The sequence below is a fragment of the Pseudomonas sp. NPDC090203 genome, assembly GCF_044746765.1.
GTDB classification, from domain to species: Bacteria; Pseudomonadota; Gammaproteobacteria; order Pseudomonadales; family Pseudomonadaceae; genus Aquipseudomonas; species Aquipseudomonas putida_AD.
Genome location: NZ_JBIVCV010000003.1, coordinates 431,885 through 444,935, shown reverse-complemented (window position 1 = coordinate 444,935; position 13,051 = coordinate 431,885). Strand labels below are relative to the sequence as shown.

Genomic DNA, 13,051 nt, shown 5'->3' with positions numbered 1-13,051 from the left:
GCCTGATGCAGGTCGGTTGTATCGTTTTCGGCGTGAGGCTCGGTGTCCGATGGCAAGGTTTTTCAGTGGCTGCCTCATGCTCGTCGTGGGTGGGTTGTGGCTGGGTAATGCGTGGGCGGCTTCGGTGGTGTTCCTCAACCCGGGCTCGGCCCAGGATCCGTATTGGTCCAGTTATTCCCGCTTCATGCAGGCTGCGGCCGACCGGCTGGCCATGAACCTGACCATCCACTACACCGACCGCGATACCCGCACGCTGCTCACCTTTGCGCGCCAGGCGCTGCAAGGCACTGCACGACCTGATTACCTGGTGTTCTCCAACGAGTTGAACGTCGCACCCGAAGTGCTGCGCCTGTCGGTGGGCAGCGGGGTCAAGCTGGTCGCGGTCAACAACACCTTTACCTCCAACCAATTGAGCATCCTGGGCGACCTGCGCAGTCGCTACCCGGATTTTCTCGGCAGCGTGGTCGCCAACGATGAAGAGGGCGGCTATCTGGTTGCCAGGCGCCTGATCGAATCCCATCCGCCAGTGCCGGCGGGGCAGTTCATCGACATGCTGGCGTTCTCGGGTACCAACAGCACGCCGGTGTCGCTGCAGCGGGAGCGCGGGCTTTACCGGGCACTGGCCGAATTCCCTCAGGTGCGGTTGCGACAGATCGTGCTCGGTGGCTGGCGCCGCGACCGGGCCTACGAGCAGGCGCAGGTGTTGCTCAAGCGCTATCCCGACGTCAGCCTGATCTGGGCCGCAAGCGACCTGATGGCATTTGGCGTGATGGACGCCGTGCGCGAAACCGGCAAGCAGCCGGGCAAGGACGTGCTGGTGGGCACCATCAACGATTCCACCGCCGCGTTGCAGGCGTTGCACGACGGCACGTTGAGCGTCGACGCCGGCGGACATTTCACCCTCGGGGGCTGGGCCCTGGTGCTGCTCAATGATTACGACAAGGCCGACAGCCAGACCCGCCAGCCCTTCGGTACCTGGCGTGTATCGGCGATGCAGCTTCGTGAGCGCAAGGATAGCCAGCGCTTCATGCAGGCCAACAGCCGTGACGATTACGGAATCGATGTGCGCCAGTTCACTCAGGGGCGCAGTCCGGAGGGGGGCGCGTATCCCTTTGTGAAGGTGGGGAGCAACTGAAAAGCGCAGGGCTCAGGGCAGGGGGAAGTGCAGCACCAGTTGCACGATGCCCAGCAGGATCAGTGCGAACACGGCGGTGAATACGATGCCCAGGATCACGAAGTGCGACGGCTTGCCGTGGGTGAAGTCCCGCGCCCGGTTCTTCTGGCTTTGCACGCCGAATGCTGCCGCCATGACGCTGTGCAGCATCTGCCAGAGGGTCGGCGGCTTGTGGTCAGGTGGGTCGTTGGATGGATTGTCCATGTTCGCTCCAGCGCCGGCAAAAGGGCTGAAGAAAGGATAGCCGCGATATTGCCTGCGTGGGGGCAACTGGTTTGAACCCAGCCGCCCTAACGATCCCACCCCGTAGCAGCACGGCTTGCCGGCGGGCTGGTGCGCAGCGCCAGTAAAACCGGCTGCCGCGGTGTGTCAGGCAAACCGCGTGCTCAGGATCTACTGCCGCTTCGCGCCAGCCCGCCGGCAAGCCGTGCTGCTACGCCCTTCGGGCAGAAGCTACCCGCAGCCCTGTAGGAGCGCGCTTGCCCGCGACGGCGTCGGGTCAGACGCCGCCGGTGTGAAAGGTCTGACGCTTTCGCGGGCAAGCCCGCTCCCACAGTGGGTCTGGGTCTGCCCCGGAATTGATGAACACCGCAACACCTGTAGGAGCGCGCTTGCCCGCGACGGCGTCGGGTCAGACGCCGCCGATGTGAAAGGTCTGACGCTTTCGCGGGCAAGCCCGCTCCCACAGTGGGTCTGGGTCTGCCCCGGAATTGATGAACACCGCAACACCTGTGGGAGCGGGCTTGCCCGCGAAAGCGGTGGTTCAGACGCCGCCGGTGTGCCCGGGCTTACTCGTCGTAGCCCAGGTTTGGCGCCAGCCAGCGTTCGGTGACGCGCATTTCCTGGCCTTTGCGGGCGTTGTAGCTTTCCACCTGGTCCTTGTCGACCTTGCCCACGGCAAAATACTGCGCCTGTGGGTGGGCGAAGTACCAGCCGCTGACCGCCGCCGCCGGGAACATCGCGTAATGCTCGGTAAGGAACACGCCGCTGATGCCGGGTTTGCCTTCGCCCTGGGTCGGGTCCAGCAGGTCGAACAGCACGCCTTTCTCGGTGTGGTCAGGGCAGGCCGGGTAGCCTGGGGCAGGGCGGATGCCTGCGTATTTCTCCTTGATGAGGTCCTCGTTATCGAGTTGCTCATCAGCGGCGTAACCCCAGTACTCTTTGCGCACCTGCTGGTGCAGCCACTCGGCACAGGCCTCGGCCAGACGGTCGGCCAGGGCCTTGACCATGATCGCGTTGTAGTCGTCGCCCTTGTCCTGATACGCCTTGGACACTTCCTCGGCACCGATGCCCGCCGTGGTGATGAAACCGCCCACATAGTCGGTCACGCCGCTGTCTTTTGGCGCCACGAAGTCGGCCAGGGAGAAGTTCGGCTTGCCGTCGGTCTTGATGATCTGCTGGCGCAGGTGGTGCAGTTTCGCCAATGGCTGGCCGTTGTCGTCCAGCAGCTGGATGTCGTCGTGGTCAATCTGATTGGCCGGCCAGAAACCGAACACCGCGCGGCTGCGGATCAGCTTCTCGTCGATCAGCTTGCGCAGCAGTTCCTGGGCGTCCTTGAACAGCGAGGTCGCCGCTTCGCCCACCACTTCGTCGGTGAGGATGCGCGGGTATTTGCCGGCCAGATCCCAGGAAATGAAGAACGGCGTCCAGTCGATGTAATCCACCAGCACGTTCAGGTCGATGTCTTCCAGCACCTTGACCCCGGTGAAGGTCGGCTTGACCGGCTCATACCCGGCCCAGTCGAACTGCGGCTTCTTGGCGATAGCCGCGCTGTAGCTCAGGCGCTCGGTGCGGGCGCTGCGGGCCGAGGTGCGTTCGCGCACTTCGACGTACTCGGCGCGAGTCTTCTCGATGAAGCCGGCTTTCAGTTCCTTGGACAGCAACTGCGTCGCTACACCCACGGCGCGGGAGGCGTCGGTGACGTAGACCACCGCATCGTTACTGTACTTGGGCTCGATCTTCACCGCCGTGTGCGCCTTGGAGGTGGTCGCGCCACCGATCATCAGCGGCAGGCTGAAGTTCTGGCGCTGCATCTCGCGGGCCACGTGGACCATTTCATCCAGCGACGGGGTAATCAGGCCGGACAGGCCGATGATGTCGCATTTCTCTTCCCTGGCCACCTGCAGGATCTTCTCAGCAGGCACCATCACGCCCAGGTCGACGATGTCGTAGCCGTTACAGCCCAGCACCACGCCGACGATGTTCTTGCCGATGTCGTGCACGTCGCCCTTGACCGTGGCCATCAGGATCTTGCCCTTGGCCTCCGGCTTGTCGCCTTTTTCCGCTTCGATGAACGGGATCAGATGCGCCACGGCCTGTTTCATCACGCGGGCGGATTTCACCACCTGCGGCAGGAACATCTTGCCCGAGCCGAACAGGTCGCCGACCACGTTCATGCCGGCCATCAGCGGGCCTTCGATCACTTCGATCGGGCGTGCGAACGACTGGCGCGACAGCTCGGTGTCTTCGACGATGTGGGTGGTGATGCCCTTGACCAGCGCGTGCTTGAGACGCTCGTTGACCTCCCAGCCGCGCCACTCTTCGGTTTCCGCTTCCTTGACCGAACCGTCGCCCTTGAACTCGTCGGCGATGGCCAGCAGTTTTTCGGTGCCCTCTGCATCAACGTTGAGCACCACGTTTTCCACCGCTTCACGCAGTTTGGCCGGGATCTCGTCGTAGATCTCCAGCTGGCCGGCGTTGACGATGCCCATGGTCAGGCCGTTGCGAATCGCGTGCAGCAGGAACACCGAGTGGATCGCCTCGCGCACCGGGTTGTTGCCACGGAACGAGAACGATACGTTGGACACGCCGCCCGATGTCAGGGCATACGGCAGTTCGTCACGGATGTAGGCGCAGGCGTTGATGAAGTCGACGGCGTAGTTGTTGTGTTCTTCGATACCGGTGGCGATGGCGAAGATGTTCGGGTCAAAGATGATGTCTTCCGGCGGGAAGCCCACTTCGTTGACCAGAATGTCGTAGGAGCGTTTGCAGATTTCCTTCTTGCGCGCTTCGGTGTCGGCCTGACCGGCTTCGTCGAACGCCATCACCACCACCGCCGCGCCATATCGCTTGCACAGTCTGGCGTGATGGATGAACTGCTCGACGCCTTCTTTCATGCTGATCGAGTTGACGATGCCCTTGCCCTGGATGCACTTCAGACCCGCTTCGATCACTTCCCATTTCGAGGAGTCGATCATGATCGGCACCCGGGAGATGTCTGGCTCGCCTGCGATCAGGTTGAGGAAGGTCACCATGGCCTTCTTCGAATCCAGCATGCCTTCGTCCATGTTGATGTCGATCACCTGGGCGCCGGCTTCGACCTGTTGCAGGGCGACTTCCAGGGCTTCGGTGTAGTTGTCTTCACGGATCAGGCGGGCGAAACGGGCGGAACCGGTGATGTTGGTGCGCTCGCCGACGTTGACGAACAGCGACTGGCGATCGATGGTGAACGGCTCAAGACCCGACAGGCGACAGGCTTTCGGGATGTCCGGAATGGCCCGTGGCGCGTATTTGGACACCGCGTTGGCAATCGCCTTGATGTGCGCAGGGGTGGTGCCGCAGCAGCCGCCGACGATGTTGAGGAAGCCGCTCTGGGCGAACTCTTCGACCACTGCGGCCATCTCGGCCGGGCTTTCGTCGTACTCGCCGAATTCGTTCGGCAGGCCGGCGTTCGGGTGGGCGGAGACCTGGGTGTCGGCCTTGTTCGACAGCTCTTCCAGGTACGGGCGCAGATCGCTTGCACCCAGGGCGCAGTTCAGGCCCACGGAGATCGGCTTGGCGTGACGCACCGAGTTCCAGAACGCTTCGGTAGTCTGGCCCGACAGGGTACGGCCCGAGGCGTCGGTGATGGTGCCGGAAATCATGATCGGCAATTCGAAGCCGATCTCGTCGAACACGCCCTGCACGGCGAAGATCGCCGCCTTGGCGTTCAGGGTGTCGAAGATGGTTTCGATCAGGATCAGGTCCGCGCCGCCTTCGATCAGGCCCTTGGTGGCCTCGGTGTAGTTCTCGACCAGCTCATCGAAGGTGACGTTGCGGTAGCCTGGGTTGTTGACGTCTGGCGACAGCGAGCAGGTGCGACTGGTCGGGCCGAGGACGCCGGCGACGAAGCGCGGACGGTCCGGGGTTTCCAGGGTCTTGGCGTCGGCCACCTTACGCGCCAGGCGCGCACCTTCAACGTTCAGTTCGTACACCAGCGCTTCCATACCGTAGTCGGCCTGGGACACCTGCGTTGCGTTGAAGGTGTTGGTTTCGAGGATGTCGGCGCCGGCGTCCAGGTATTCCTTCTCGATGGCGCCAATCACGTCCGGGCGGGTCAGCACCAGCAGGTCGTTGTTGCCCTTGAGGTCGCTTGGCCAGTCGGCGAAGCGTTTGCCGCGGTAGTCTTCTTCCTCCAGGCGATAGCTCTGGATCATGGTGCCCATGCCGCCATCGAGTATCAGGATGCGCTCTTTGAGAGCCTGCTGGAGTGCTTGAAGACGCGCGCTGCGATCTGACATAGGGTTACCCGAACCAGGAAAAGACAAAAAAGGTGACGATGAAAGGTGCGAAATAATAGCAAACCTGTACGCTTTTAAACCGTTGCAGCTTTTTCATGAATTCTGCTCATGTTGATGGCAGCTCGCCACGGGTAGAATCGTCGCAGGTTTAAATATTCAGGACGTCCGTTCCATGTTGCATCGCGTGTTCGCCATTTCCCTGGCCCTATTGTTTTGCGGTGCAGCGTTCGCGCAGTCACCCCTTGCGCAACCCGTCTCTCCACACCCGGCCATTTCCTACAGCCGCGACATCCAGCCGATCTTCACCGAGAAGTGCGTGGCCTGCCATGCCTGCAACGACGCCGCCTGCCAGTTGAACCTGGGCAGCGGCGAAGGTGTGCTGCGCGGGGCGTCAAAGGTGCCGGTGTACCAGGGCGACCGCAGCCAGGCGATCGCGCCGTCGCGGATTTTCTACGACGCCCAGGGGCCTGAGGCCTGGCGCAAGAAGGGCTTCTATTCGGTGCTCGACGGCCAGAGCAACCAGGCCGCCTTGCTGGCGAAAATGCTGGAGTTCGGCCACAGCGCGCCGCTGGTGCCCAACGCCAAGCTGCCGGATGACATCGTGCTGGGCCTCAACCGTGAGAACATGTGCCCGTTGCCGCAAGAGTTCGAGGGCTACGCCAAGTCGCATCCGGGGCAGGGCATGCCGCTGGCGGTCACCGGCTTGACCGACGCCCAGTACAACACCCTGCAGACATGGCTGGCCGCCGGTGCGCCGGTCGAGCAGACGCCGCTGCAGCCGAGCGCAGGAGAGGCCGCGCAGATCAACGAATGGGAAAGCCTGTTCAATCGCCCAGGCTCCACCGAGGCGCTGGTGGCGCGCTGGCTGTACGAGCACCTGTTCCTGGCGCACATCTATTTCACCGACGGCGAGCAGGGGCATTTCTTCCAGTGGGTACGTTCGCGCACGCCAAGCGGCCAGCCGGTGGACCTGATCGCCACCCGCCGCCCCGATGACGACCCCGGCACCACCTTCTACTACCGCCTGATGCCCGTGCAGGGCGTCATCGTGCACAAGACCCACATCACCTACCCGATGGGGCCGCAGAAGCTGGCGCGGGTCAAGCAGCTGTTCTATAGCGGCAACTGGCACGCCACCTCGCTGCCGGGCTACGGCCCGCAGCGTCGAGCCAACCCGTTCGACACCTTCAAGGAAATCCCGGCGGTGGCCCGTTACCAGTTCATGCTGGATAACGCCGAATACTTCGTGCGCACCTTCATTCGCGGGCCGGTGTGCCGGGGCCAGATCGCCACCGACGTGATTCGCGATCATTTCTGGGCGCTGTTCCAGGAACCGGCCCACGATCGCTACATCACCGATGCGGCCTACCGCGCCCAGGCCACGCCGTTGCTGGCGATGCCGGGGCAGGACGATGACGTGGGCAGTGTCCTGAGCCTGTGGCACAACTACCGCGACAAGCGCAACGCCTACGAAGACCTGCGCAGCGATGCCTACGCGCACATGCCGCCACCGGGCTGGGCGACGCTGTGGGCGGGCAACGACAATGCGCTGCTGACCATCTTCCGTCACTTCGACAGCGCCACGGTGAACAAGGGCCTGATCGGCGACCTGCCAACCACCGTGTGGCTGTTCGACTACCCGCTGCTGGAGCGCACCTATTACCAGTTGGTGGTGAACTTCGATGTGTACGGCAACGTGTCCCATCAGGTGCAGACGCGTCTGTATTTCGACCTGATCCGCAACGGCGCGGAGGTCAATTTCCTGCGCCTGATGCCGGCCGACAAGCGCGACGACATCCTGGGCAGCTGGTACCAGAACAGCGGCAAGGTGAAGATGTGGCTGGACTACCAGGCCATCGACGATGACACCCCGACCGGCATGAAGCTGGACAAGAAGGACCCCAAGCGCGACTTCGAACGCAAGCTGATCGAGCGCGCCGGCACGCTCAACGCCGCTCCCGATCCGATCAACCGTTGCTCCGGCGCCTATTGCTCGCGTCCGGGCGTGGGGCCGGTGTTCAGCGATGTGGAACAGTCGCTGAGCCGGCTGGTAGCGCGCCCTGCGGCGGGGCTCAAGGTCATCAATCAGTTGCCGGAAGCGACCATGCTGCGGATCCAGGACGGCACCGGCAAGCGTATCGTCTACAGCATGCTGCGCAACCGCGCCCACAGTAACGTGGCGTTCCTGCTGGGCGAGGCGTACCGCTATCAGCCGGGGCTGGACAACCTGACGATCTACCCCGGCGTGCTGAGCAGCTACCCGAACTTCATCTTCAACATTCCGGCCAATGAGGTGAGTGCCTTCGTGGATGCGATGGAGAAGGCCCATGACCACAAGGAAGCGTTCGAGAAGATCGTCGAACGCTGGGGCGTGCGCCGCAGCCATCCGCTGTTCTGGACCTACTTCCATGACCTGAACCGCTACATTCAGGAGACCGAGCCGCAGGAGGCGGGGGTGCTGGACATGAATAGGTATGAAAACCTTTGAGTGACCGTCTGTCGCTGATTCTGTAGGAGCGCGCTTGCCCGCGACGGTGGCAAGACAGGCGCCATATGCATCGCTGATGCACCGCAATCGCGGGCAAGCGCGCTCCTACAGACGACATCTTTTCGTCCAGAAAGCCTTATAAATCATGGCCTGCAGCCATTATGCAGCCCGTCAGTCTTGCCGAACCTTTTCGCCAAAGTCGAAGTCGGACCCTGTGAGCAGTCGTGCCCGGCATGGCGTTTTCGAGGTTCTGGAGGGTGGGTCAAGCCCGGAGAAGCAAGAGGTTGCAGATGTTGATTTCGGTTCAGGCCCTGCGGGCACTCGCCGCGTGGGTCGTTGTGTGTCACCACTTCATGCAGATTTTTTTCGATTTTCATCCCAGCGGCCCGATCGGCCGGTTCTTCACCGAGAAAGGCGCCGTGGGCGTCGACATCTTCTTCGTCATCAGCGGCCTTGTGATCTACCTCTCCACGGTGGACAAGGACATTCCCGCCAGCCGCTTCATGCTCAACCGCATCATCCGCATCGTGCCGGCCTACTGGCTCTACACCCTGGTCATGGGCCTGTTGGTGGTGGTCGCCCATCCGCTGTTGCCCCATCAGGTGGTGGACTGGCAGAGCTTCATCCTCTCACTGTTGTTCATCCCCTCGGAAAACCCCGGCGGCTATGGCCTCTATCCGACGCTCAACGTCGGCTGGACTCTCAACTACGAAATGCTGTTCTACGTGCTGTTTTCCATGGTCTTCCTGTTCCAGCAACGCCTTCGACCGCTTATCATTGCCGCCGCGCTGTTCGCCGTGACCGACGTGCTGGGCCGCTCGGGCCTCATCAGCCGCTTTTACGCCAATGACATCGTCTATGAGTTTCTGCTGGGCATTGGCATCGGCGTCGCTTACCGTCGCGGCTGGATCACCGAACGCCTTTGGCTGCCGCTGCTGGCGATCGGCGGGGCGTTGCTGACCATCAAGCAGCTGCCACCGGATTTGCGAATCGTCAACTGGGGTCTGCCGAGCGCGGTGATCGTGGTGGCGTGCATCTCGCTGGAGCCGTACATGCGCGGCAGTCGCCTGCTGAAGACCATGGGCGACTGTTCCTACTCGGTGTACCTGCTGCACGTGCTGGTGCTTTACGGGGGCTGGCTGGCCAGCGAGCGCTATGGCCTGAACCCATACCTGGCGTTCGCCATCTGCGTGCCGGTGATCGCGCTCGGCGCCTGGCTCAGTTACGAGTGGATCGAGAAGGGCCTGTACCGACGCATGAAGGGCTGGCTGGACAGCCGCAGGACGTCCCGTGAGGCCGCGCTTTCATGAGAATTTATTTTCATTCGCATTAGTTGAGTGAAATACTAGGACTTTGTCAGTTGACGTGGAATGGCGTAGACTGCGCCCCACGTCTGCGAGGAATTTTCATGACCGCTATTACCATTACCGATGCCGCCCACGATTACCTGGCCGATCTGCTGCAGAAGCAGAATACCCCCGGTATCGGCATCCGCGTGTTTATTACCCAGCCTGGCACCCAATACGCTGAAACCTGCATTGCCTACTGCAAGCCGGGCGAAGAAAAACCGGAAGACAAGGCCATTGGCCTCAAGAGCTTCACGGCCTGGATCGACTCGTTCAGCGAGGCCTTCCTGGACGACGCCGTGGTCGACTACGCGACCGACCGCATGGGCGGCCAGCTGACCATCAAGGCGCCGAATGCCAAAGTCCCGATGGTCAATGCCGACAGCCCGATCAACGAGCGCATCAACTACTACCTGCAGACCGAGATCAACCCGGGTCTGGCCAGCCACGGCGGCCAGGTTACGCTGATCGACGTGGTCGAGGAAGAAGACAAGAACATCGCCGTTCTGCAATTCGGCGGCGGCTGCCAGGGCTGCGGCCAGGCCGACGTGACCCTCAAGGAAGGCATCGAGCGCACACTGCTCGAGCGCATCCCTGAGCTGTCGGGCGTACGTGACGTGACCGACCACACGCAGAAAGAAAACGCTTACTACTGAGTGTTTCGCTGCAAACGAAAAAGCCCCGACCTGTTCGGGGCTTTTTTCATGGTGTCGGAATCCCGTAGCAGCATGGCTTGCCAGCGGGAGCGATCTTGAGAATGTCCCCGCCGGCAAGCCGTGCTGCTACGGGGCCGAGGCAAGGCACAGAATTCATCGGCGCCCGCCATCCTGTAGCAGCACGGCTTGCCGGCGGGAGCGGGCTCAAGGTCGAAACAAATGCGCATGCCCTGCGCGGTACAACGATGATTCACTGAACACGTCATTGCCCAATACCCGGCCCACGAGAATCAACGCCGTGCGTCTAAACCCCTTGGCCTGCACTTTCTGTTCGATATCCGCCAGGGTCCCGACCACCCAGTCCTGATCCGGCCAGCTGGCCCGGTGGACCACGGCTATCGGGCAATCCTGACCATAGTGCGGCGTCAGTTCGGCGACGATTTTGCCCAGGTTGCTGACCCCCAGGTGGATCGCCATGGTCGCCTTGTGTCGTGCCAGATCCCCCAGTTCCTCGCCCTTCGGCATGGCGGTTTTGTCGCCGTAACGGGTCAGGATCACGCTCTGGGAGATGTCCGGCAGGGTCAGTTCGGTGCCCAGCAACGCAGCGCACGCGGCAGTGGCGGTCACCCCGGGGATGATTTCGAACGGGATACCGAGTTCACGCAGGCAGCGAATCTGCTCGCCGATGGCGCCGTACAGGCTCGGGTCGCCGGAGTGCACGCGGGCCACGTCCTGGCCATTTGCATGAGCGGATTTCATCAAGGCGATGATCTGCTCCAAGTGCAACTCGGCGCTGTTGACCACCTGGACCGCCGAATGCCCCACAAGAACCGCCTCTGGCACCAGTGATCCGGCGTAGATGATGACGGGGCAGGTGCGGATCAGCCGCTGGCCCTTGACCGTGATCAGATCCGGATCGCCTGGGCCTGCACCGATGAAAAAAACAGTCATTGCATCTCCGAAATCAAATCTCACCCTGTAGGAGCGCGCTTGCCCGCGACGGCGGTGTGTCAGACGACACAGGGGTGACTGATACACCGCCGTCGCGGGCAAGCGCGCTCCTACAGGTTCGAGGCCAGCGCAAAAGTGGCGCGGGAGGTTTTACGCCGTTGTATCAACAGCCTGGACGCACGGCCCGTCAAACGTGTGGCCAACGCCAGCGCCGCGCTTTCCGCCACACCGTAGCAGCCGGTGGTGTCGAAGGCGATCAGTGAGCGGTGGGCCAGTTGCGGCTCGAAGGCTGTCATTTCTTGCGCGCTGAAAAAGTAGAGCGGCAACCCAAGCTCCTCGGCCAGTTCCAGCAACCCCGGTTCCGTCGACTTGCTGTCGATTGAGGCCAGGGCTGTGATGTCTGACAGTGCCAGTTGATGCTCAACCAGGGTGACCTCGATCAAGCCGCGAAGCACCAGTGCCGGGCAACCGCGCTGGCAGCCCAGGCCGATCACCAGGATCGGCCTTGCGGCTGCCTTGTTCATACCGCGTGGTTCAGGCCAGGGTGTGCAGCGTGTGCGTCATAACGGCGGAACAGCCAGGCGCTGATCAGGCCCATCGCCACCCAGAACACCGCGTTGGTCAGCAGCGAGGCAATCTTGAACTGGGCTTCGAGCGCTTCAGGCGCCAGTGCCGAATGCACCAGCGGCTGCGGGGCGCCGACGATGTGTGGAACCACCAGGATGGCCGCGCCGAGCACCTTGAGCAGCCAGTTCTGGGCAAACACGATCAGCGCAAGACCCACGGCAGTGGAGGCGGCGGTGCTGATCCACCAGATCTGACGCTGGGTCAGGTCGGCGGCGGCAGTGCCCGGCAGCTCCGGTGGCAGGCCCAGGGTAGGGGCGAGGACAAACACGGCGAAACCGGCCAGGCCCCAGAGCGCGCCCTGGCTGGTTTTCGACGGAGCGCGCAAGGTGTACAGCGCCGCCAGCATCAGGGCGAAGCCCACCGCGACCACCAGGTTACCGCCGGTGGTGGAAAGCACGCGCTGCCAGCCGTCTTCAGGCTCCCAGGCCTCTTCATCGTGCACGTGACCGGCCATCGCGGTGTCGCCATGCTCGTGGGCGTGCTCGTGCATTTCTGCGGCAGGGGCCTTTTCATAGGTTTCGGCTTGCAGGATCAGCGGCGCGACCCAGAAACTTTGCACCAGGGTCAGCAGCAGGGCTGCGAGCAGGCCAGTGAAACCGGCTGTTTGAGCGATACGCTTGAACATGGCGGCAGGTCTCAGTGGCAAGGGAAGGCGGAGCTGTGACGGGTGTCGTGCGCGGCGTTGTGCACGGCGTCGATGTGCGAGAAACCCGCGAAATAAACCAGGCACGCGCCCAGAATCATCGCGCTGACGGCGGCAGTCAGGCGCTGGCTCTGGGTGCCGGCGGAGCTGGCGGTCTGGGTGCTGGTCTGGTTGGTCGTGCTGATCGACATGGCGCTTCCCTCTGAAAGTTTCAGCGAACGGGAAGGCGCAAGGCACACCACTGACGCACGTCAGTGATGAACGCAACTGCACCCGCCCACCGCGGGTTTGTTATGTGAACGTTGTCGGGCCGGTCTCCGGGCTTGCGAGGGGCCTGACAACTGCCTTCAAGAATCGCCTTCCCATATCGCTGACCGACACAGTGGATCTGACTCTTCGCTCGCTTACCGTTGCGGGGGCAGCGCCGGACTTGCACGAACCATGGGGCTCGCACGCACCGGTTTCCCGTTTCACCCTGTGAAGGGCACCCGTAACAAGGTGTGTAGGAGAGCATGGGGCGCAGGATCAGTCAATCGGCGCCAGAGATGACCGTAGCAGCACGGCTTGCCGGCGGGGACGATTTCGAGGCCGCCCCCGCCGGCAAGCCGTGCTGCTACGTAGAGCGTGTTTGCAGGCATTGCCTTGGTATGAACGTTGACCTTCGCCA

At 62.6% G+C, this 13,051-nt stretch carries 10 protein-coding genes and 1 riboswitch; of the genes, 4 read left to right on the top strand and 6 right to left on the bottom strand.

All coding sequences use genetic code 11. The features are described 5' to 3' along the window. Positions 1-49 precede the first annotated feature (49 nt). A complete protein-coding gene (locus ACIPO9_RS07445) occupies positions 50-1,135 on the top strand; it encodes an ABC transporter substrate-binding protein (RefSeq protein ID WP_400779727.1) in 1,086 nt (361 codons plus the stop codon). Positions 1,136-1,147: 12 nt separating this feature from the next. On the opposite strand, the gene ACIPO9_RS07440 is transcribed toward ACIPO9_RS07445, so the two are convergent. Together ACIPO9_RS07440 and metH are read right to left on the bottom strand one after the other, a co-directional pair. Continuing rightward, entirely contained in the window at positions 1,148-1,378 is a 231-nt protein-coding gene (locus ACIPO9_RS07440; RefSeq protein ID WP_400779725.1) for a DUF2970 domain-containing protein, read from the bottom strand. A 584-nt stretch (positions 1,379-1,962) separates the two neighbouring features. Continuing rightward, a complete protein-coding gene (metH, locus tag ACIPO9_RS07435) occupies positions 1,963-5,673 on the bottom strand; it encodes a methionine synthase (protein ID WP_400779723.1) in 3,711 nt (1,236 codons plus the stop codon). A 172-nt stretch (positions 5,674-5,845) separates the two neighbouring features. Here metH and ACIPO9_RS07430 point away from each other — a divergent pair, with 172 nt between their 5' ends. The 3 genes from ACIPO9_RS07430 (at position 5,846) to nfuA (ending at position 10,163) form a co-directional block, all read left to right on the top strand. Continuing rightward, complete coding sequence (locus tag ACIPO9_RS07430; RefSeq protein WP_400779721.1) at positions 5,846-8,161, top strand: fatty acid cis/trans isomerase; 2,316 nt, start codon at positions 5,846-5,848, stop codon at positions 8,159-8,161. Between the two features lie 290 nt (positions 8,162-8,451). Next, positions 8,452-9,471 (top strand): acyltransferase, encoded by a 1,020-nt coding sequence (locus tag ACIPO9_RS07425; RefSeq protein WP_274136642.1) that lies wholly within the window; start codon positions 8,452-8,454, stop codon positions 9,469-9,471. 98 nt (positions 9,472-9,569) lie between these two features. Beyond that, positions 9,570-10,163 (top strand): Fe-S biogenesis protein NfuA, encoded by a 594-nt coding sequence (gene nfuA, locus ACIPO9_RS07420; RefSeq protein ID WP_274136641.1) that lies wholly within the window; start codon positions 9,570-9,572, stop codon positions 10,161-10,163. A 204-nt stretch (positions 10,164-10,367) separates the two neighbouring features. Here the strand turns inward: nfuA and cobM are convergent, their stop codons facing one another. From cobM to ACIPO9_RS07400, 4 genes are all read right to left on the bottom strand, one after another. Continuing rightward, the gene (cobM, locus tag ACIPO9_RS07415) at positions 10,368-11,114 is read right to left on the bottom strand and encodes a precorrin-4 C(11)-methyltransferase (RefSeq protein ID WP_400779720.1); all 747 of its coding nucleotides are present in this window, start codon (positions 11,112-11,114) and stop codon (positions 10,368-10,370) included. Between the two features lie 110 nt (positions 11,115-11,224). Next, complete coding sequence (locus tag ACIPO9_RS07410) at positions 11,225-11,638, bottom strand: cobalamin biosynthesis protein (protein ID WP_400779718.1); 414 nt, start codon at positions 11,636-11,638, stop codon at positions 11,225-11,227. Then, positions 11,635-12,366, bottom strand: a complete 732-nt coding sequence (locus tag ACIPO9_RS07405) for a CbtA family protein (protein ID WP_400779716.1) — start codon at positions 12,364-12,366, stop codon at positions 11,635-11,637. Before ACIPO9_RS07405 ends, ACIPO9_RS07410 begins: the two co-directional genes overlap by 4 nt. Before the next feature lie 11 nt (positions 12,367-12,377). Then, entirely contained in the window at positions 12,378-12,575 is a 198-nt protein-coding gene (locus tag ACIPO9_RS07400) for a CbtB-domain containing protein (protein WP_400610658.1), read from the bottom strand. 99 nt (positions 12,576-12,674) lie between these two features. Next, positions 12,675-12,891, bottom strand: a riboswitch (cobalamin riboswitch). Between the last annotated feature and the right edge of the window lie 160 nt (positions 12,892-13,051).

Excerpts from the sequence above, each read along its gene's own strand:
- ACIPO9_RS07405 (WP_400779716.1), bottom strand. The coding sequence starts at position 12,366 with ATGTTCAAGCGTATCGCTCAAACAGCCGGTTTCACTGGCCTGCTCGCA.
- ACIPO9_RS07425 (WP_274136642.1), top strand. The coding sequence starts at position 8,452 with ATGTTGATTTCGGTTCAGGCCCTGCGGGCACTCGCCGCGTGGGTCGTT.
- ACIPO9_RS07440 (WP_400779725.1), bottom strand. The coding sequence starts at position 1,378 with ATGGACAATCCATCCAACGACCCACCTGACCACAAGCCGCCGACCCTC.
- nfuA (WP_274136641.1), top strand. The coding sequence starts at position 9,570 with ATGACCGCTATTACCATTACCGATGCCGCCCACGATTACCTGGCCGAT.
- cobM (WP_400779720.1), bottom strand. The coding sequence starts at position 11,114 with ATGACTGTTTTTTTCATCGGTGCAGGCCCAGGCGATCCGGATCTGATC.
- ACIPO9_RS07400 (WP_400610658.1), bottom strand. The coding sequence starts at position 12,575 with ATGTCGATCAGCACGACCAACCAGACCAGCACCCAGACCGCCAGCTCC.
- ACIPO9_RS07410 (WP_400779718.1), bottom strand. The coding sequence starts at position 11,638 with ATGAACAAGGCAGCCGCAAGGCCGATCCTGGTGATCGGCCTGGGCTGC.
- metH (WP_400779723.1), bottom strand. The coding sequence starts at position 5,673 with ATGTCAGATCGCAGCGCGCGTCTTCAAGCACTCCAGCAGGCTCTCAAA.
- ACIPO9_RS07445 (WP_400779727.1), top strand. The coding sequence starts at position 50 with ATGGCAAGGTTTTTCAGTGGCTGCCTCATGCTCGTCGTGGGTGGGTTG.
- ACIPO9_RS07430 (WP_400779721.1), top strand. The coding sequence starts at position 5,846 with ATGTTGCATCGCGTGTTCGCCATTTCCCTGGCCCTATTGTTTTGCGGT.